This window comes from Ilyomonas limi (assembly GCF_005233845.1).
Taxonomy (GTDB): Bacteria; Bacteroidota; Bacteroidia; order Chitinophagales; family Chitinophagaceae; genus Ilyomonas; species Ilyomonas limi.
In genome coordinates, this window is record NZ_SZQL01000015.1 from 134449 (window position 1) to 155528 (window position 21080).

The window sequence follows — 21080 nt, forward strand, 5'->3', positions numbered from 1 at the left end:
TTGTACATTTGTCAAGATACCACGAATATGCAGTTGAAAGCAGATGAATATTACATGCAGCGGTGTATAGACCTTGCCCAATTAGGTGCAGGCAATGTTGCCCCCAATCCAATGGTTGGTGCGGTGCTGGTGCACGAAGGGAAAATAATAGGCGAAGGCTACCATCAGCAATATGGCAAAGCACATGCAGAGGTGAATTGTATTAACAGTGTTAAGGAAGAAGACGCGCATTTGATACAACAGTCCACTATATATGTATCGCTGGAGCCTTGTGCGCATTGGGGTAAAACGCCGCCTTGCGCCAATTTAATTATTGATAAAAAAATAACGCGTGTAGTAGTTGGTTGCCGCGATCCTTTTGAAGCCGTGAATGGCAAAGGCATTGAAAAAATTACCGCAGCAGGCATTGATATTACAGTAAATGTACTGGAAGAAGAGTGCAAAAAATTAAACAAACGCTTTTTTACTTTTCATGCCAAAAAACGCCCATATATTATTCTAAAATGGGCGCAAACAGCCGATGGCAAAATGGCTGCTGCCGGCGAAGACCGGTTAAAAATAAGTAATGAAATAACGAACAGACTAGTGCACAAATGGCGCAGCGAAGAAGCTGCTATTTTGGTGGGAACCACTACTGCTTTGCTCGATAATCCGCAATTAAATAATCGTCTCTGGAGCGGGGCTTCACCTGTTCGTTTGGTATTGGATAAAGCATTGCGGTTACCGCCTTCCTTACACCTTTTTGACCAGCAAATAAAAACAGTAGTGCTGAATATGATAGAGCAAAAAGAAGAAGAGAACCTGGTGTATTTTAAAATGGATACTGCACAAAGTATGGCAGATTCCATTTGCAAAGCGTGCTATGCTTTAAACATACAAAGTGTACTAATAGAAGGCGGTGCGCAACTGCTGCAAACCTTTATACAGCACGACTTGTGGGATGAAGCACGCATCATCACTAATCAACGATTGTATGTTGGTCGTGGATTATACGCACCTGCATTAATGAACCATCGTTTGGAAACTTCGGAACAATTGGGCGAAGACAGGATTGATTACTTCAGCAATACCAATAATTAATGGCAGCACAGGAATTTTTTTATACGATAGAACAAGTTGCTTTTGCAGAATTTAAAGACCGTGGCAGCCGCTTTATGGCGTATGCTTTCCCTATGCAAACGACAGAGGATTTTAAAAAGCAGTTGCAGGCATTGAAAAAAGAACATCCTAAAGCAGCGCATCATTGTTTTGCATACAGAATCGGGGTGGACGGCAACAGCTTCCGGGTAAGCGATGATGGCGAGCCATCGGGCACTGCGGGGCGACCAATATTAGGGCAGATTGATAGTAAAAACATTACCAATGCCGGCGTAGTGGTAGTGCGTTATTTTGGCGGCACATTGCTGGGTGTACCGGGGCTGATAAATGCTTATAAAACTGCAACGGTATTGGCACTGCAATTGGTGCCCGCTGTGCGCAAGCCGGTGCTCATAAGCTATCGCCTGCAGTTTGATTATACGCTGATGAATGATGTTATGCTTATAATAAAACAATGCCAATGCCTTATTGAGCAGCAGGAAATAAGTATGTTTTGCAGGATGCAAATAGGTGTGCCTGTAGCAAGGACGGAAGAAGTGCTGCATAAGCTACAGGACCTGCAGGGTGTAGAAATGGATAAAATATAAAGAGTAGTTGTTTCTAATCAATTCGTAACATTACTTGTTTAATTTCAGTAGCAAACACAAACTTCCAAATGAATCCTAAACGTACTTTATCCCATACCCTACTTCTATTACTAATTGCCGTATGTGCGTGGCTGGGTGTAATACTGCAGTTCGCAACGTATATTCCTGCATGGATGAAGGAAGGAAAAACATTAAGTACATCGCTCGTACTGTTCTTTAGTTTTTTTACTATTCTTACCAATCTGATAGTTGCAATAGCCACAACATATACCTTGTTGCTGCCACATACAAAATCTGGAAGATTTTGTGCAAAGCCTGCCACAATTACGGCTATTACTTTATACATCATTGTTGTGGGGCTGGTGTACAATATTATATTGCGCTCTTTGTACCACCCACAGGGCTGGGGAAAAGTTGCGGATGAAATAGTGCATAGCGCTGTGCCTTTGCTGTATGTTATTTACTGGCTCACCTTTGCAACAAAAGGCAGCATACAATGGAAGCACGCAATCAGTTGGCTGATTTATCTCATGCTTTATCTTGCTTATACTTTAGTGCATGGCGCTGCTTCCGGCTATTATCCATATCCTTTTATGGATGTCAATAAAATTGGTTATACTGGCTTTTGGCTGAATAGTTTTTACTTGTCGCTCCTGTTTTTGTTTTTGAGTTTTGTATTGATTGGGATTGATAAATATTGGAGCAGGAAAAATAAAAAACCTATTCCTGCGTAAGGCTGCTCGCTGCTGCTTCATCCACAAACCAATGCAGCTCGCCTTTGGGTTTGATGATTTGTGATGGATACACATTAGGATTATATGGTCCTTCCAATACTTCTTTTAATGCTTTTGCCTTATTAATACCGCTTACCAAAAACATAACGCAAGCAGCATGATTGGCTACCGGGTGCGTAAGCGTAACGCGGTACATTGCCTGCTCATCCAGATAAAAAGCATTTACCCATTTATCTACAACATGTATTACCGGCTTACCGGGAAAAAGGGACAAGGTATGCCCATCGTCGCCCATACCAAGAATGATAAGGTCAAACGTGGTGTGCGGTGTGTTGTCGGGCACATCGTCATTATGGTGTGTGTGCACCAATGGAAAATAATTGTGTAAAATTTTTTCGTACGCCTGTGCAGATTCATCGGGTGTAATGTTTTCGGTTTGCATAATATGAATATGCTCTCTTAGCACCGGCACTTTATCAAGCAAAGTTTCAAAAGCCATCTTTGCGTTGTTGCGTGCATCATTAAAAGGTACAAAGCGTTCATCGCCCCAAAACACATGCACTTTGCTCCAGTTAATTTTGTTTTTATATGCAGCACTTGCCAGTAACTCGTGCAATGCCTTGGGCGTGCTGCCACCCGATAAAGCAAGGGTAAAACGAGGCTGTTTTTGCAACGTATCATTTATGTGTTCTACAATAAGATCGGCAGCCTGTGTACTCAGGTCGGTGGTATCTTTAGCGATGTGTAATTGCATAGGAAAGTATAAATATAAAGTATTATAAAGTAGGGTTTTCTTCCGTAAGCAAGTTGTCTAATAACACGTCATCTTCCAAATCTCTTTTTACATGTGTTAAAAAAACAATGAGCAAAATGGCTACGAAATTAAAGCTCAACTGCACCACCTGCGTTTGGGTAAATGCCTTTAACTGCCAGGTAGAAATAATGCCAAAATCAATTAGTAAGCGGTAAGAATAAGTAAGATCAATACCTAATGAAAAATAAGCACCGGATATATACGTGTAAGCAAAGCCACCTATTGCAAACTGAACAATTTGCAGGTACTGATTGATAAGCGAACATTGAACACCGGCAGTATATTGATTCCACAACAACCACCCACTAACCAACGAAAAAATATATAATCCGAAGGCAATTGTAAAGAGAAAAATAATAAACGGAGTGAATGTTGGAAATTGTATAACAATCCAGGTGGTAGTGATTAACCCCAGCAGCCCGCCAATAATCTGGTAGATAGCCAAAGCCTTCAGCTTTTTGATGATGCCTTTGGGTAAATGGTTAATCATACTGCATGTGAAAATACTACCTGCTTTTGTGTATATTATCACATTCTCAACAGGAAAATATTTACTCGAATATACTACTTCTATTGCACCCTGTTCGTTATTTGCATGAAGCAAAAAACAGTTGTATAAGGTGCACAATGTTAAGCCTTCTTGCCCCTCTCCACGCGTGGAGAGGGGGTTAAGTGAGGGCTATTTTTTAGGAGGTAATGTTATCCAGTTTTTACCATCGCGGGCTATTAAAGCTTCGGCGTCTTCGGGGCCCCAGCTATCCGGCGCATAATTGGGAAAAGAGGATGGCGCGCGCGCTTCCCACGCTTCTATAATAGGCATTACGGCACGCCAGCTTGCTTCTACCTGGTCGGCACGGAGGAATTGCGTGGCATTGCCTTCCATCGCATCCAGCAGTAAAGTTTCGTAAGCTTCAGGCTGGTCTTTGCTGTCCGAACCATAACTAAACACCATATCTACCGGAACGAGCATCATGGTTTGTCCAGGGCGTTTTGCCTGAAAACGCAGGCGTATATCCATCTCTGGCTGTATGCTGATGGTAAGGCGATTACGGCGCCAGGTTTCGGTAGCTTCCTCCGGAAAAGCATAGTGCGGCGCCGGCTTAAACAAAATATTAATTGCTGTAGATTTTTGATGCAGATATTTTCCGGTGCGTACATAAAAAGGTACATCCTGCCAGCGCCAGTTATCTATATAAAACTTAACCGCGGCAAAGGTTTCCACCGGCGACTCCGGATCTACATTTTTTTCTTCGCGGTAGCTTTTTACTTGCTCCCCTTTCATCCATCCTTCGCTGTACTGGCCGCGTACTGCATATTGATTTACTTCATTTTTATCAATCTCCCGGATGGCATTCAGTACATCTACTTTCTTGTTTCTTATTTCATTTGCATTAAACGATACCGGTGGTTCCATAGCTACCATGCACAGCAATTGGAGTATGTGGTTTTGCACCATATCGCGCAACGCACCGCTTTGCTCATAATAGCCACCACGATCTTCTACACCTACTGTTTCGGCAGCCGTTATCTGCACATGATCTATGTATTTATTATTCCACAACGGCTCCAGCAGTGCATTGGCAAAGCGAAGGGCCAGAATATTTTGCACAGTTTCTTTGCCAAGGTAATGATCTATGCGGTAAATCTGGTCTTCGTTGAACATGCTGTTGAGTAGTGTATTCAGCTCCGTGGCACTTTTCAAATCATGTCCAAAAGGCTTTTCTACAATAATACGTGTGGAGTCGGCAGGTAAGTTTAAGTCGGCTATTTTTTTGGCAATATCGGGCACTAATTGAGGCGCCACCGCCATATAAAACAGCACATTGACATCGGTGCCCCACTCCTCTTTTCTCTGGTTGATGAAGGCTTCAATCTTGTCGTAGCCTGCGTCTTTCTCGGCATCCATTTGTATGTAGTGGTTGTGCTGAGAAAACTCCTGCCATTTGCCATCACCACCTTCCTTACGGCGCGAAAACTCTCTGATGCCTTGCAGCAAATGTTCGTTGTATTTGTCATCGGTGTAAGGACTACGTCCCATGCCGGCAATAGCAAATTCGCCGGGCATTAAGCCATCGAGATAAAGGTTGAATAAGGCGGGTGTGAGCTTGCGGTTGTTTAAATCGCCACTGCCGCCGAAAATGAAAATTATTGTATTCGGCGGACGTTTTGTATTGTTGTTTGTTGGCATAATAAAATGTGTACTTGATAAAGTAATGTATGGTGTGTATTTTAATTCTTTATGCGATAAGATAATGTAGGAGCTTAATTATTTTTTATAATTTCTCTTAAGCAAATAAATGTTAATGCTGTTGCCTTTTATTTCATAAATCATGCTATCCATGTTTGTGATTCTGCGCGAACATTTGCCTGTCAGTTCTTATTTTAAAGGTTCCGGTTTACCAATACCTTTAAAGGGTGTTCTTTGAACAGATTCAACCAGGTCGTGAATGCGTTGAATCACTTTCTTGTTGCCATTACTTTCCCATTCATCCAAACCTGCTTTGGCGGCAGGTGTCAGCATTATTTCCATATATCATCAAGGCTGATTTTTACATACTTGTTTTGTTGTAAGTCTTTCTCGCCTTGTTTCACTTTTGCAACTATCTCAGGATTATAAGTGCTTTTTTCGAAATCCATTTTTAAAGCTTTCAAAACAGCCTTAATGCCTTCAGCTTCTCCTCACTATCTGCACGAACTAATAATGTTTCCATATTCACTGCATTAAATTGTAAGAAATTTCTTTCTTGAATCTTGCTCCTTGTGCCTTGAACCTTTTACACACTTTTTTCTTCTTTGCTTATCCAGCCGGTATGAAATACGCCCGGCATGTCTATACGCTGATACGTGTGTGCACCAAAATAATCACGTTGTGCCTGTATGAGGTTGGTAGGCATATTTTCGGTAGTATAAGCATCAAAGTAAGCCAGTGCACTCGTCAATCCGCCAAGGGCAATGTTAGTATCAATAGCTTCTTTTATAACTGTGCGAATACTGTCTTCTTTGCTTTTTATAATATCTGCAATACCCTTATCCAATAAAATATTGGGCAGCTCATTATCATTTTCTTTAAATGCTTTGTAAAAGTCGTTTAACAATTTGGAGCGGATAATACAGCCACCGCGCCAGATTTTCACTACATCATGCAGTGGTATATCCATACCCAATTGCTTGGATGCCTGGTACAGCATTGCCAGGCCTTGCGCATAGCAGATAATAAAGCCAAAGTATAAAGCATCTTCCAACTGATTGATAAAAGTGTCTTTATCTAGTGATACTTTCTTTATCTCATTTTTATACAATTTAGCAGCCTCTACACGCTCGTCTTTATAGCCGGAAATGGTGCGGAAAGAAACAGCCGTATCTATAGTGGGCACGGCAACAGGCAAGTCCATCGCGTCCTGTGAAGTCCACTTGCCAGTGCCTTTACTGCCGGCCTTATCCAGTATTAAATCTATAAGCCGTACGTTGTTGTCTTCTTTCTGATCATCTTTTTGTACAAAAATATCTTCAGTAATATCTATGAGATACGATTGCAATTCGCCGCCATTCCAACGCCCAAATATATCGTGCAGTTCATCATTATTCAGTCCAAGTCCGCGCTTCATCAAATCATACACTTCACTTATCAGTTGCATCATGGCGTATTCAATACCATTGTGTACCATTTTTACATAATGTCCTGCCGCATCTTTGCCCATATAAGCAGTGCAAGGCTCGCCATCCACTTTAGCGGCTACGGCTTCCAGTATCGGTTTTACCTGGTTGTATGCTTCCATATTGCCGCCGGGCATCATGCTGGGGCCGGTACGGGCACCATGCTCACCACCCGAGATGCCCATGCCCATAAAATGAATGCCTTTGGGCTTAAGGTATGTAACACGCCTGAGTGTATCGGTATAATGCGAGTTACCGCCATCTATTACCACATCGCCTTGTTCTATCAGCGGAAGTAAGCTTTCTATTACACTATCCACCGCTTTGCCGGCGGGTACCAGCATCATCATTTTGCGCGGTTTTTTAAGGCTTCGTACCATTTCTTCCAGCGTGCTTACGCCCTTTATCACTTCGCTCACATCTGAAGAAGCCGCTTCGAGTGCCTGCCCTTTTTGTACATCTTTATCAAATCCAATAACAGCAAACTGATGCCCTGCCATATTCAGCAGCAGGTTGCTGCCCATTACACCAAGACCAATCATTCCAAAATCGTACTGGATGTTTTGTCCCATAGTTGGTTAAGTTTATTTTAAGATAGCAAAGATAGAAGAAACACGAAACAAGGAGTAAGCTAATAAGAAACAAGATACAAGGAAGGGAGAAACAATATACAAGATATAAGAGAACCAGTCACTGAGATAAAATAACACGGAATAAGGGTAGTGTTTTTAAATATAGGATAATAAGTAATGTATAATAAAATTTTATAACCTTCCGTACTGCACGTGTATTCATGCACCAGAATAGCAACAAATGAAACAGTAATGGGGCGAGAAGACTTGCGACAATAGATGCAAAAATAAAATAATAACTATTTATAGTAAAAACGTATCGGCAAATGCGTTATTTGTTTTAATAGTAATTACGCTGTTTTAACCGGATATTTTTTTAATATCAAATTTAAAAACATTACTATCCAAAAAGTAATAAGAAAAGAAAAACCCTGCGAAAAATAGCTGGCAGGCAACTTTACATTAAACCGAAACAGGAGTGTTGCAGGTGTTGTAAAACTTAATATCAGCAGTACTATGCAAACTATTACAAACAAACCAAACACTATTTTCAGCAATCTTTGTTTGTATAACGGCGGTGTGTTTGCATTGGAAGTATAAGCCGATGTTACTTGTTGCATTACCTGACTGGTAAAACCTGCAGAAGGATGTTGCACCGCCCATTTCGTCAATAATTCTTTCAGTTGTTTATCTTCCTGCATACACTTTATTTTAAATCATTTAATTCTGTTTTCAACAACTCATCCAGCTTTGTATACAACCGTTTTCTGCCACGGTGCAACAGCACTTTGATGTTTGCAATTGTTATGCCCGTTAGCTCGCTGATTTCATTGACCGATAATTCGTTTAAATAGTACATAGTGATACAAATGCGTTCATTATCGGGCAAAACATTTACTGCTTTTTGTACAAATTGCTTCATGTCTGCTCTTTCATATTGCAGTAAAGAATAAACATCTGCAGATTCTTCTTCCGTTAGCGCTGCTGTAATATCGGCAGTTATAAGTTTACGCAGCTTCTTTTTATTTAAAGCGGTATTCACCACAATACGATACAACCATGTAGCAAACTTCGATTGTTCTTTATAAGAACGCAGCGAAGTAAACGCTTTTATAAAAACATCCTGCGCTATTTCTTCCGCATCTTCCCTGTTGATAATAATATTATATGCCAATGTGAATACCATACTGCTATACCTGTTTACCAATTCGCTGTAAGCAGGTATGTCTCCTGCCAGCACTTTATGGATGATTATCTCGTCGGTTGTATGATTCACTTGCTATTTAGACAACGATAGCGTTGCTGTGGTTACAAAATAAAAGTATCCTTTTTTGTAACCATTTTTTATATTCTGTTGTCAAAATGTAAAAACATATAACATGCATACACAATCCCTTAGTTCCGCTTTCTTTTTACTGCTTATTGTATTGATACTGCTAACCATCTTTGGCATTATGTACCTCTACATTACTTCTAAAAGTAAAGAACGGCTGGCATTAATTGAAAAAGGCATGGACCCTAACCTCGCAAATAGTGACTTTTGGGTACAAATAGGTATTATTGGTGGTGGTGCAGCATTTGGATTGATAGCAGGCGATAAAATACCTGGCGGATATGGTCCTTTGGTAGCTATATTCTTTGCGGGTGCTGGTTTAATTGTTTATAATATCATTGCTAAAAGTAAAGCCAGACGAAATAAGTAACATCTGGCTTTATCCTTTATAAGATACAACTGTATCTTATTCAATCCGGATAACCTCTCAATCAACGCATCTGTATACTAACTTAAAGCTCAGTTGTCTGATCAACATTACCACCTACTCCACAATCCGCAGCTTCGCATAATTAAGCATAATTTTCTTTTCACCATTATGCTCAAACTTTACAGTAGCTACCGGGTTGTGCGCACTGCCTTCTATCTTTATCACTTCGCCAAAGCCAAACTTCTGGTGCTCTACTTTTTGCCCCGGCTGCAAGCCGCTGGTATCGCTCGGCGCAAAATCGGGCGATGGAATATGATTGATTGTTTGCTGCTTGGGAGCAACTGGCATGTAGGATGGTTTGCTGCCTTCGGACTTGCGCTCCGGTGCTGGTCCCATGCCGCGGTGCATGCGTTGAAATGCACTTCCCATATTATTTAGTCCACTGCTGTTGCGTGCGCCACCACCGGCAAAAGTGCGGTCTAAGAAAGACTCGGGCAGTTCATCCAAAAAGCGACTGGGCTCGTTTTGTACCAGATTGCCAAAGCGGTAGCGACTGTTGGCGTAGGTTAAAAAAAGGCGCTCTTTAGCACGCGTAACTGCCACATAAAATAATCTTCGTTCTTCTTCCAACTCTTCACGCGTATTAATGCTCATCGCACTGGGAAAAAGTGTTTCTTCTATACCGCCAACAAACACACAACCAAACTCCAATCCTTTAGCCGCATGAATCGTCATCAGTTTTACCACATCTGCATTTTCTTTATCGTCATCTGCATCAGTAAGCAATGTAATTTGTTGCAGGTAAGCGCCCAGCCCTTTATCACCTACTTCGCCTTCTTCATTAGCAGGGCTTTCGGTCCATTCTTTAATAGAGTTGAGCAACTCCTGGATGTTTTCATATCGTGCTAATCCTTCTGTGGTTTTATCGTTGAATAATTCTTTTACAATACCGGTATGTTTTCCAATTTGCTGGGCTACGCTATAAGCATCATTATTTTGCAATAGGCTTCGGAAATACTTAATCATCGTTATGAAATTCTGTATCACTTCGAGCGTGCCTCCCTTAATGCCAAACGCCGGTGCCTGCTCCAGTGCATCAAACATGCTGATGTTGTTTTCATTAGCATAAATAACTGTTTTCTCAATGGTTGTTTTACCAATACCGCGCACCGGATAGTTAATAATACGCTTTAATGCTTCTTCATCTTTAGTATTTACAATCACTCGCAGGTAAGCCAGAAAATCTTTAATTTCTTTTCTCTGGTAAAAAGAAATACCACCATAAATACGGTACGGAATACCCATTTTTCGCAGGCTTTCTTCAAAGGCGCGGCTTTGTGCATTGGTGCGATAGAGAATGGCAAAATCAGCGTTGCGGTAATGATTGCGTAGCCGTTGTTCCTGAATACTGTCGGCTACAAATTTACCTTCATCATTATCGGTCATGGTGCGCACAAGCTTTATCTTTTCGCCTTCTTTATTATCGGTCCACAGTACTTTTGGTATCTGCCCTTTATTGTTTTTGATAACCTCATTTGCTACATTCAAAATACTTTGACTGCTGCGATAATTTTGCTCCAGTTTTACCACTTTTACATCATCATAATCCTTCTGGAACTGTAAAATATTTTCTATCGTTGCACCACGAAAACTGTAAATACTTTGTGCATCATCGCCCACCACACAAATGTTCTCGTGCACGGCAGCCAGCAGTTTGCTTATTTGATATTGCACCGGATTGGTATCCTGGTATTCATCTATCAATATGTATTTAAACTTATGCTGGTATTTGTGCAACACTTCGGGAATGGTGCTGAGCAACTCATACATCTTCAGCAATAAATCATCAAAATCCATCGCGCCATTTTTGAAACATCGCGCTGCGTATGCTTTGTATATCATGCCAATAGCAGGACGGTTGGTACGTGCATCTTCCTGCTGCAAATAGTAATCGGTGGCATATTCTGCCGGACCAACCAGTGCATTTTTAGCAGCCGAAATCCGGTTGTGCACAACATTAGGCTTATAGTGTTTATCATCTAAATTCAACTCATTAATCACCGTCTTCAACACCGAGCGGCTATCGTCGGTATCATAAATGGTAAAGCTGCGCGGATAACCGATTTTTTCTGCCTCACTGCGCAATATGCGCGCAAACACACTGTGAAAAGTGCCGACATATAAATTGCGTGCTTCGTTACTGCCCAACATGCGCCCGATGCGTTCCTTCATTTCGGCAGCAGCCTTATTGGTAAAAGTGAGTGCGAGTATATTAAAAGCATCTACGTTGTGCTTGCCCATCAGCCAGGCAATGCGTGTAGTAAGCACTTTGGTTTTGCCGCTGCCTGCACCGGCAACAATCATCAGCGGGCCGTTTACATGTGTTACCGCTTCGCGTTGTGGCTCATTCAATCCCTTCAGTAAATCTTCAATGTTTTGCATAAGAGAACAAAGGTAAGGAGCGGGTTGGTGTGTTGAAAGGAATAGTACACATGGAGCAACAATTTTGCGGCTTTTTATACTTTAATAATGCACTTATTTTGATGCTAAATGGTGTAAGATTTGAAAACACCTTGCGGTGTTATATGCTTTTTTATGGGAGTGAGCTGCGGAATAAGTATTGAGCTACAGAGGCGTCGCACACTGCAACTGAAGAATATGGATGGAGCTTTTATGCGAGTACGTTTTTTACCGCAGCGGAACAGGAGTTTATGCGCAGAGTTGCGCAGAGATTTATTCCATCAGTTTTATCAGCAGAATACCAGAAAACATCGTGATTCAATATTCCAGAAACAAAAAAGCCACTGTAGAAACAGCGGCCGTGCTAACCTATGAAAAAACACCTAAAAATCATTTACCTAACAAAAAATTAAACACAGTGTAAATGTAAGTTGCTCTTTTATTTCCCGACACTATATAAACTGATTATAAGGAGCATTTAAATGCTTTTCTATGCTGGTTTAATATTTGAATTCTGTTTGAAGGTTTTTTTAAGAACAATCCTGAAAAACCATTATACCAACCTGTTCTTTCAACTTTTTATTCCTTTATTGCTCTTATAAAAGCACACAACAAAAAAGCCCCAAATAGCTTGGAGCTTTTTGTATAAAAAAGTAGAATAAGAATTATGCTTCCTGCATAAAAGGATACTGATAATTTACAGGCGGAACGAACGTTTCTTTAATAGACCTTGCACTTAACCAGCGATAGAGATTAAGCTGGCTGCCGGCTTTATCGTTGGTGCCACTGGCACGGGCACCGCCAAATGGCTGTTGGCCAACCACTGCGCCAGTGGGTTTATCGTTGATGTAAAAGTTGCCTGCGGCATTGCGTAGTTTTTCAGTAGCCAGTGCAATTACATTTCTGTCCTGCGCTATTACCGCACCGGTAAGCGCATACGGCGAAGTAGTATTTACCAGTTCTATTGTTTCTTCAAATTTTTCGGCATCATACACATATATAGAAAGCACTGGTCCAAATATTTCTTCGCACATACTTACATAGCGCGGGTCTTTGGTTTCAATTACGGTAGGCTCAATAAAATAACCTTTTGATTTGTCGTGGTTGCCGCCAGCGATAATCGTTACATCCGGATTGTTTTTAGCGGCATCAATGTATTTACTTATTTTATCAAAGCTGCGCTCATCTATTACTGCATTAATAAAGTTGGTAAAATCTTCTACCGTACCCATTTTCATCGTTTTTATTTGCGCTACCAATCTCTCTTTAATAGCATCTGCAATATTGGATGGCAGGTAAGCCCGCGAGGCAGCCGAACATTTTTGCCCCTGAAACTCAAAGGCACCACGCGCCAGCGCCGTAGCAGCTACGTCCACATCGGCACTTTTATGAATGAGCACAAAGTCCTTACCACCGGTTTCACCTACTATGCGCGGGTAACTTTTGTACTTACCGGTGTCTTCACCAATCGTCTTCCACATTTTATTAAATACACCCGTTGAACCAGTGAAATGTATGCCCGCAAAGTCAGGATGACTAAAGCAAATGTCGCCCATTATTGGTCCATCTACATAAATAAGGTTGATAACGCCGGCAGGTAAACCCGCTTCTATCAAAATGCGCATGAACATTTGCGCGCTAAAGATTTGTGTATGCGCCGGCTTCCATATAACGGTGTTGCCGCACATAGCGGGGGCTGTAGGCAAATTGCCGCCAATAGCCGCAAAATTGAACGGCGTAACAGCAAGTACAAACCCTTCCAGCGGCCGCCACTCGGTGCGGTTGTGCACGCCAGGTGCGTTGAGTGGTTGCTGCTTGTATATCTCACTTAAAAAATGCACATTAAAACGCAGAAAATCCGCCAGTTCGCATACACTGTCAATCTCTGCCTGATATATATTTTTGCTTTGTCCCAGCATGGTAGTGCCATTCATATAAGCGCGGTATTTGCCACTTATCAAATCGGCAGCTTTCAAAAAAATATGCGCCCGTTCTTCCCAGGGCATATTTGCCCAGGCTTCCTTTGCCTGCATGGCAGCTTCTATAGCCGCGTGTACATGTTCCGCCGTTCCTTCGTGAAAATAACCAAGCGTATGCTGTATTTCGTGTGGTGGGTGAATGGCAATTTTTTTGCCGGTTCTTACTTCTTCGCCGCCAATATACATGGGTATGTCTGCTTCCTGTGCTTTCAATGCTGCCAATGCTTTTTTAATTTCCGTTTTTTCGGGTGAGCCGGGAGCATATTGCAACACTGGTTCATTAGCTGGCATTGGATAATTGAAATATCCTAAGTTCATTATTATTTACATTTAATAACTGCAAAAGTAGTTGTATAATAATGATTAAGAAAGCTGCTTTTTATTACGGCTGAAAAGCAATACCTTATTTAAACAGGCTCTTGTTAAGCTGTATGCCAGCGGATAATACCAATAAAATACAGTTTAGATATATTTGAATATCCTAATAATACCTGCAATTTGGGGTATAATACCATTTTTTAAATTAAGTTGTGTGGATTAATAAGAGTATGCAACAAATTTATCTCTACTGATTAACCGGACTATCTACCTTGAAATGGTATAAAATGCAAGAAAAAAGGATTTGCAACAAGGCGAGCCAAGAGGCAAATTAAGGGTTGTACGCTCTTAAAACAGGCTTACGATGCTGCAAAACTTATCATCATTCAAGCCGGGCTTACTATAAAAATAAACAAGCTATAAAACAAAAAAGCTGTTGAAAATATCTCATTTCAACAGCTTTTATTCAACCAAAACAATTACTATAACCGTTTGATTTCAATATTGCGGAACCATACTTCGTTGCCGTGGTCCTGCAAAGCAATGTGTCCGTTGGTAAAAGTGCCAAAGTCTGGCCATTGCTTAAATTTGCTATTGGCAACCATCTTTTTCCAGTTATCGTCCCATAGTTTGGTAGTAAGCACCTCAGTACCATTAAGCCAAAAAGTAATAGTGCTGTCCACACTCCTTATTTCCACATCATTCCACTCGCCGGCAGGTTTTACTGTTTCAGGCTTGCTGGTGATTAGGTCGTACAGATCGCCGGCGCGATGCTTAACAATTTTTGCATCCGGATGCCCATTATTATCCAGTACCTGCATTTCGGGGCCAGTAAAGTAGGTTTCTTTATATTTTGCAGTATCTTCCTGCACATAAAACAAAATACCGCTGTTGCCGCTTTTCGAAATTTTCCATTGCAGCTTTAGGTCAAAATCGCCGTATTGATCATTACTTATTAGATCTCCACCACCTCCCTGACCAGCAGGTTTCAGATGAATGGCATTACTGTCTATGCCCCAATCGCTGCCCGACGTAGTTTTGCCATAGCTGTGCCAACCATTCAGCGTTTTACCATCAAACAAAGGTGCCCATGCCGTGTCCGATATAGGAGCATTTGCGGTAGTGCTGTCGCCGTTCATAGCCGTACTGTCTGTTGCATTGTTTTGATCGTTGGCGCTGTTGCAGGCTGCAAAGGCAAGCATGGCAGCGGCAGCAAAAAGTAGTTGTTTCATTATGTACAACTATTGGTTTTTAAGTAAAAGAATGTATTTCACCATTTGCTCGGCATCGGCTTGCGAAACCTGTGGGTGTGGCGTCATTGCAGCATTGTTTGTTACATCAGCCCAGTCACTTTTGTCACCGGCAGCAGGGTTTACACCATGTATAATTCTATGCGCTAAGTAAGTAACAGCGGTATCCACACCTGCATACTTATTAGCTACATCCTGATAGGATGGACCTACCAGTTTCTCATTTACTTTATGGCAGGTAAGACAGTCTGACGAACCAATCAGGTCCAGTCCTTTTTGGTAGTCAGGATTCTGGCTGATGTCTGCACTGCCGGCATTTGCTTCAGCAGAAGTATTGCCGCTAGCTGCAGTATCATTATTAGTGTCATTCGCGTTTCCGCCGCAGGCAGCCAGCAGGCTTACCATCGCAATTGTAAAAATGTACTTTTTCACTTTGTTAAATTTTATTTTAATTTGTCAAATTTAGTTTATCAAAGAATATACCCTTCTAAATACCGAGGCTCCAGTTGCCTGCGTAGTCGCGTTTAACAAACTGGTTAGCAGCCTCAAAGTTAGTAATCTTCATATTCTCGCCGTCCCACAACAGTTTTATGTTGCGTCCCGGATAGTCATATTCATCACTTTTACCACTTATTGGCTTACGTATATCATAGCTGCGAATAGCCAGATTGCCCATCAATACCGATTCGGTGAGCGGTCCTGCCAGATCAAAACGGGAACTTAGTTCATTGGCTTCCTTGCTGCCGTAGCCTGCCATACACGCTTCTACCCAACGCCAGTAATGTCCGTTTTCCTGATCTTTTACACGGGCTATCGTTTGCGGCACTTTTGTTTCCTTTGTTTTGGAAGTAGGCAGCAGTTGCGGATTAATGCCATAAGTACCGCACATCATTTTACCTTTTGTACCTATAAAAATAACACCGTTGCCGCCATCGCCCATCGTTTCATTTGAACCGAGTTCTTCCGGTCTTGTTGGTTGAATGCCACCATCCATCCAGTGCAGTTTGATAGTTTGCCCTGGCTTTTTACCTTTAAAAGCAAGTGTGATATGAGATGCGGTGGGACCGCTATCGGGGAAATAGCCTGGCGTCCAGTTGGTAATATAACGCTTGGCTACACTACACTCAGCGCTCTCGGGATAACCTAAATCCAGTACCTGGAATGGAGGCGCAATCAAATGGCAACCCATATCACCAAGCGCGCCGGTACCGTAATCCCACCAGCCACGCCAGTTAAAAGGAATCAGGTTATCTATATAATCTTTGCGCGGTGCGGTGCCCTGCCACAACTCCCAGTTAAGACCTGCAGGTACAGGTGGTTTTTCCGAAGGCCAGGGAATGCCTTGTGGCCATACGGGACGATCGGTCCATACCCATACTTCGGTTACATCGCCTATTACTCCGGCTTTGTACCAATCTACCAGTTGCCGCACGCCATCACCCGAGGCACCCTGATTGCCCATCTGTGTTACTACTTTGTATTTTTTAGCAGCTTGGGTAAGCATGCGCACTTCATAAATGTCGTGTGCCATTGGTTTTTGCACATATACGCCTTTGCCCAGTTGCATAGCTGCCATAGCTGCTACAGCATGGGTATGGTCGGGTGTGGATACCGACACCGCATCAATGTTTTTAGCTTCTTTGTCAAACATTTCGCGGAAGTCTTTATAGTATTTTGCCTGCGGAAATTTTTTAACAGCATCCGCGGCCTGCCGGTCATCTACATCGCACAAGTAGGCAATATTGGCTTTGCCACCTGCATGAAAATGGCTGATGTCATCGAAACCTTTGCCACCCACGCCAATGCCTGCAATATTCAGCTTATCACTAGGGGCAATAAAACCACTGCCGCCCAGCACATGGCGTGGCACTATGTACAAGCCAGCCAATGCAGTAGCACCATTGCGAATAAAATTACGGCGGGAGTTGTCTGTTTTGTTTTGTTCGTCGCGGTTGTTTTGCATTATCGTTCGTTAGAAGTTTTAAAGATGTTATTCAGGCGATGAAAGTAAAACACATTTGCTATATACAAAAGAAACAATTTTTTATGCTGTTGAAAATAAAAGTGAATAATAAAGAACGATTGAGGAATTTTTGATAATGATGTATGCCGATAAAAAACTGATTTACCTGATGGATGGCAATGTATTTATTGCGGGTATCTTCATTGCTGCTCCACCTTATTACCTTAGTAAAAAGAACGATCAACAACTATTTAAGACTTTATTAGCTCATTTATAAGTCTAAAAAATAAGGTAATAAAATTAGAATTATACTTTATGCAACTTATTATTAAGGCAGTAAGGCATTTTACCTATAACTCACAATTGCATCTTTAAATAATACCAATTTAAAAACGTGGACTTGAAATCGCCACTGACTTTTTATACATGACTTTTATACATGACTTTTATAAATAAGAATACTCTATTTTTGCCCGGCTTTTTTGCAATGATTAATCAATAATACTTATGCGACAAATTGCTTTTCGTGAAGCGCTTCGTGAGGCCATGAGTGAGGAAATGCGCCGCGACAGCCGCGTTTTTTTGATGGGGGAAGAAGTGGCTGAATATAACGGTGCTTATAAAGTAAGCCAGGGCATGCTTGCCGAGTTTGGCCCCAAACGCGTGATAGACACGCCGATTACGGAGTTAGGTTTTGCTGGCATTGGTGTGGGTGCTGCGCAAAATGGCTTGCGCCCGATAGTAGAGTTTATGACCTGGAACTTTGCTGTGCTGGCGCTCGACCAGATTATTAACACTGCTTCTAAAATGCTGGCGATGAGCGGCGGGCAATTGGGTTGCCCGATTGTTTTTCGCGGACCCAACGGCAGTGCCGGACAATTGGGTGCGCAACACTCTACTGCTTATGAAAGTTATTTAGCTAATATTCCGGGCATTAAAGTGGTTTCTCCGTCCAATGGGTATGATGCCAAAGGGTTAATGAAACAAGCTATCCGCTACGAAGAAGACCCGGTGATGTTTATGGAAAGTGAAGTAATGTATGGCGATAAAAGTGAAGTGCCGGAAGAAGAATATTATATAGAACTGGGTAAAGCCGATATAAAACGCCCGGGTAAAGATGTAACCATTGTTTCGTACAATAAGATGGTAAAAGTGGCTATGGGCGCTGCTGGCGAACTGGAAAAAGAAGGCGTAAGCGCCGAAGTAATTGACCTGCGTACCATTCGCCCGCTGGATTGGTTCACTATTTTACAAAGTGTGCAAAAAACCAATCGGCTGGTGATTGTAGAAGAGCAGTGGCCAATGTGTTCCGTATCGAGCGAAATTGCTTACCGCATACAAAAAGAAGGTTTCGATTATTTAGATGCGCCTATCCGCCGTATAACAGCCGCTGATGCGCCAATGCATTATGCACCTAACCTGGCAGCAGCCTATTTACCAGACGTGACACGCACGGTAAAGCTGGTGAAAGAAGTAATGTATATGAAAAAATAAATAAAGCTCCTGCCCCTGAAGGGGAATTTGAAAAATAATCCTTGAGTAAGTAGGCTTGCTTAGGGATTTTTAGTTTTAAATAATTGTGTGTAGATTTATCAGTTCTCACAGATAAACACAGCTATTTGAAGAATATTAATTTTTCATCTGTGCATATTGGTGCTATCTGTGAGAGAATCTTCAACTGGCTCATCTTTTGTCCTTTATTTCTTCTCAATAAATTGCAACTGCACTTTTATTATATGTTTTTTCAAAAGCTTTTATTTGTTGTTCTTTTCTTTCCTTTTTACAACTGGAGCATCGCACAGCAAAAAGATACGGCAACAGTACACGAAGACACCACTGTAACTGCCTTTTCGCTTGCCAGTCGTACATTGGATAGTGTTACGGTAACTGCTTTCAATTTGCAAAGCAGCTGGCAGGATGCGCCCGCAGCAATAGCCGTTGTAACGCCGCAGCAACTACAACTGCTCAACAATGTTTCGCTGGTGCCGGTGCTCAACACAGTACCAGGTGTAAGAATGGAAGAACGTTCACCCGGCAGCTATCGTTTATCTGTCCGCGGCAGCTTGCTGCGCTCGCCTTTTGGGGTACGTAATGTAAAAGTGTATTGGAACGATATTCCGCTTACCGATGCGGGTGGCAACACCTATTTGCAGTTGGTAGATATTAGCCAGATACAATCGCTCGAAATTATTAAAGGCCCGGCGAGCAGCTTGTATGGAGCGAATACCGGTGGCGCAGTTATCCTGCATTCGGGTAATTATTTTACCCCCAAAACTAATACGTATAAAGCAAGCGTCAGCGGCGCTTCTTACGGCCTATTAAACGAACAAGCTGCCTGGATGCATAACGGTAAAAACTTCAAAACAAGCATACAACAAACACACCTGCAAAGTGACGGTTACAGGGAACATTCCGCTATGCGCCGCGATATGATAAAATGGGATGGTAGCTGGCAGATTTCTGATAAAGAAAAGCTCTCTTTTATATCCTTTTATTCCGACCTGTATTATCAAACACCGGGCGGGCTCACGGCATCACAATTAGGTACCGATACGACAGCTTATCCGAAAGCAATATTGCAAAAAGCAGCCGTGTATAACAAAACAATTTTTGCGGGCGCCAGCCTTGCATCTACCATCAACAGGCACTTTGATAACACCACAACACTTACAGCTAATCATACATCATTCAAAAATCCATTCACCACCAATTATGAATTGCGGGATGAATGGAATAGCGGCGGGCGAACTGTTTTTACTTACCATACCGAAACAAAAAACATCCGTTTTAAATGGCTGGCAGGAGCAGAATTGCTCTACAATCATTCGCATATTGATGATTATGATAACAACGAAGGTGTAAAAGCAGCCGTGCAGTTTAAAGACGAATTGTATGCTACGCAACAAAGTTTTTTTACACAAATAAATTTGCAATGGACAGAGCGGTTTACAGCGCAGGCCGGCATCAGCAGCAACCAGCAAATCATTAAATATAAACGGCTCACCGATTCGCTGCAAAATACTTTTGTAAAAAGTAAAACAAGCAACCTCGCCGCACCGCGCATCAGCTTGTTGTATAAAGTTGTTGGCGATGTGAATGTCTATGCCGTAGCTGCAAAAGGTTTTTCGCCACCCAGCCTTCAGGAACTGCATCCCAGCAACGGCACTTTCAACGATAGTTTGCAACCGGAATACGGCTGGAATTTTGAATTGGGTATAAAAGGAAACTTACTACAAAACAGACTGCAGTTTGATGCTTCTGCGTATTCTTTTCGCTTACGCAATGCCATTGTAAGGCGCAGCACCGATGTAAATCCGGAGTATTATGTAAATGCCGGCAGCACGCGGCAACAAGGCATAGAAGTGTGGATGCGTGCTTGGGTTATTAAGAATGAAACACATTTTATCAATTCGCTTGCAGTAAGTAATAGTTATAGTTTTCAGCCTTATACATTTACCTCGTATATGGTAGCCGATGCAGATTATAGTGGCAACCGGATAACCGGCGTGCCGCGCAACATCAATGTTTCAACAGTGGAAATAGAGAGCAAGCCGGGCTTTTATGCTAATGTTATTTTGAACAACACTTCTTCCATTCCGCTTACCGATGCCAATGATGCTTTTGCTGATGCGTACCATTTATTGCAGTGCAAAATCGGGTATCATCACCGTGTATCCAACCATTACTTTCAATACAATATTTTTATTGGCGGAGATAATTTATTAAACGAAGCTTATAGTCTTGGCAATGATATTAATGCGTTTGGAAAGAGGTATTACAATCCTGCACCAAAACGTAATTTCTTTGCTGGTGTGCAAGTCTTATTTTAGTTTAAAAATGTAGCAACGTATTGGAGGTAAAGAAGCGTGCAATATGCAACAATAATAAACGATGCATTGAGGAGAAAAAAGTGAAATCGGGTAAACAAAAATGTTTGCCGGTAAGAAC

At 41.9% G+C, this 21080-nt stretch carries 20 protein-coding genes; 7 read left to right on the forward strand and 13 right to left on the reverse strand.

The features are described 5' to 3' along the window. The first annotated feature begins 27 nt into the window (after positions 1-27). From ribD to FC093_RS17665, 3 genes are all read left to right on the forward strand, one after another. Positions 28-1080 carry a bifunctional diaminohydroxyphosphoribosylaminopyrimidine deaminase/5-amino-6-(5-phosphoribosylamino)uracil reductase RibD gene (gene ribD / locus FC093_RS17655; RefSeq protein ID WP_137263128.1) on the forward strand — a complete coding sequence of 351 codons (1053 nt, stop codon included), beginning with the start codon at positions 28-30 and terminating at the stop codon, positions 1078-1080. Next, complete coding sequence (locus tag FC093_RS17660; RefSeq protein ID WP_137263129.1) at positions 1080-1685, forward strand: IMPACT family protein; 606 nt, start codon at positions 1080-1082, stop codon at positions 1683-1685. The genes ribD and FC093_RS17660 overlap by 1 nt, the downstream gene beginning before the upstream one ends. 68 nt (positions 1686-1753) lie before the next feature. Continuing rightward, positions 1754-2419, forward strand: coding sequence for a Pr6Pr family membrane protein (locus FC093_RS17665; RefSeq protein WP_137263130.1), 666 nt, complete (start codon positions 1754-1756; stop codon positions 2417-2419). On the opposite strand, the gene pgl is transcribed toward FC093_RS17665, so the two are convergent. The 8 genes from pgl to FC093_RS17700 all read right to left on the reverse strand — a co-directional run bounded on the left by pgl (position 2406) and on the right by FC093_RS17700 (position 8735). Beyond that, the gene (pgl, locus tag FC093_RS17670) at positions 2406-3173 is read right to left on the reverse strand and encodes a 6-phosphogluconolactonase (protein WP_137263131.1); all 768 of its coding nucleotides are present in this window, start codon (positions 3171-3173) and stop codon (positions 2406-2408) included. The genes FC093_RS17665 and pgl overlap by 14 nt on opposite strands. Before the next feature lie 22 nt (positions 3174-3195). Then, positions 3196-3723 (reverse strand): hypothetical protein, encoded by a 528-nt coding sequence (locus FC093_RS17675; protein WP_137263132.1) that lies wholly within the window; start codon positions 3721-3723, stop codon positions 3196-3198. A 189-nt stretch (positions 3724-3912) separates the two neighbouring features. Then, complete coding sequence (gene zwf, locus FC093_RS17680) at positions 3913-5421, reverse strand: glucose-6-phosphate dehydrogenase (protein WP_137263133.1); 1509 nt, start codon at positions 5419-5421, stop codon at positions 3913-3915. Positions 5422-5610: 189 nt separating this feature from the next. Continuing rightward, positions 5611-5763 carry a type II toxin-antitoxin system YoeB family toxin gene (locus tag FC093_RS17685; protein ID WP_137263134.1) on the reverse strand — a complete coding sequence of 51 codons (153 nt, stop codon included), beginning with the start codon at positions 5761-5763 and terminating at the stop codon, positions 5611-5613. Continuing rightward, positions 5754-5870 carry a DUF2683 family protein gene (locus FC093_RS24665; protein WP_394347976.1) on the reverse strand — a complete coding sequence of 39 codons (117 nt, stop codon included), beginning with the start codon at positions 5868-5870 and terminating at the stop codon, positions 5754-5756. Before FC093_RS24665 ends, FC093_RS17685 begins: the two co-directional genes overlap by 10 nt. A gap of 137 nt (positions 5871-6007) precedes the next feature. Then, on the reverse strand, positions 6008-7459 hold the full coding sequence (gndA, locus tag FC093_RS17690) for an NADP-dependent phosphogluconate dehydrogenase (protein ID WP_137263135.1): 1452 nt from the start codon (positions 7457-7459) through the stop codon (positions 6008-6010). A 350-nt stretch (positions 7460-7809) separates the two neighbouring features. Further along, positions 7810-8160 (reverse strand): hypothetical protein, encoded by a 351-nt coding sequence (locus tag FC093_RS17695; protein ID WP_137263136.1) that lies wholly within the window; start codon positions 8158-8160, stop codon positions 7810-7812. Positions 8161-8165: 5 nt separating this feature from the next. Then, on the reverse strand, positions 8166-8735 hold the full coding sequence (locus FC093_RS17700) for an RNA polymerase sigma factor (RefSeq protein WP_137263137.1): 570 nt from the start codon (positions 8733-8735) through the stop codon (positions 8166-8168). A gap of 103 nt (positions 8736-8838) precedes the next feature. Between FC093_RS17700 and FC093_RS17705 the strand changes: the two genes are divergently transcribed. Next, a complete protein-coding gene (locus FC093_RS17705; RefSeq protein WP_137263138.1) occupies positions 8839-9162 on the forward strand; it encodes a hypothetical protein in 324 nt (107 codons plus the stop codon). 114 nt (positions 9163-9276) lie between these two features. Here the strand turns inward: FC093_RS17705 and FC093_RS17710 are convergent, their stop codons facing one another. From FC093_RS17710 to FC093_RS17730, 5 genes are all read right to left on the reverse strand, one after another. Further along, positions 9277-11604 carry an ATP-dependent helicase gene (locus FC093_RS17710; RefSeq protein ID WP_137263139.1) on the reverse strand — a complete coding sequence of 776 codons (2328 nt, stop codon included), beginning with the start codon at positions 11602-11604 and terminating at the stop codon, positions 9277-9279. A gap of 683 nt (positions 11605-12287) precedes the next feature. After that, the gene (gene pruA, locus FC093_RS17715; RefSeq protein WP_137263140.1) at positions 12288-13919 is read right to left on the reverse strand and encodes an L-glutamate gamma-semialdehyde dehydrogenase; all 1632 of its coding nucleotides are present in this window, start codon (positions 13917-13919) and stop codon (positions 12288-12290) included. Between the two features lie 482 nt (positions 13920-14401). Next, positions 14402-15151: a 3-keto-disaccharide hydrolase gene (locus tag FC093_RS17720; protein WP_137263141.1), complete on the reverse strand. Its 750-nt coding sequence runs from the start codon at positions 15149-15151 to the stop codon at positions 14402-14404. Between the two features lie 9 nt (positions 15152-15160). After that, positions 15161-15601, reverse strand: a complete 441-nt coding sequence (locus tag FC093_RS17725) for a c-type cytochrome (protein ID WP_137263142.1) — start codon at positions 15599-15601, stop codon at positions 15161-15163. Positions 15602-15656: 55 nt separating this feature from the next. Beyond that, positions 15657-17132 (reverse strand): Gfo/Idh/MocA family protein, encoded by a 1476-nt coding sequence (locus FC093_RS17730; RefSeq protein WP_137263143.1) that lies wholly within the window; start codon positions 17130-17132, stop codon positions 15657-15659. 130 nt (positions 17133-17262) lie between these two features. Here FC093_RS17730 and FC093_RS23835 point away from each other — a divergent pair, with 130 nt between their 5' ends. From FC093_RS23835 to FC093_RS17740, 3 genes are all read left to right on the forward strand, one after another. Continuing rightward, the gene (locus FC093_RS23835) at positions 17263-17409 is read left to right on the forward strand and encodes a hypothetical protein (protein ID WP_170971144.1); all 147 of its coding nucleotides are present in this window, start codon (positions 17263-17265) and stop codon (positions 17407-17409) included. A 230-nt stretch (positions 17410-17639) separates the two neighbouring features. Beyond that, positions 17640-18626, forward strand: coding sequence for a pyruvate dehydrogenase complex E1 component subunit beta (locus FC093_RS17735; RefSeq protein WP_137263144.1), 987 nt, complete (start codon positions 17640-17642; stop codon positions 18624-18626). 125 nt (positions 18627-18751) lie between these two features. Then, the gene (locus FC093_RS17740; protein WP_137263145.1) at positions 18752-20962 is read left to right on the forward strand and encodes a TonB-dependent receptor; all 2211 of its coding nucleotides are present in this window, start codon (positions 18752-18754) and stop codon (positions 20960-20962) included. The last annotated feature ends 118 nt before the right edge of the window (positions 20963-21080 follow it).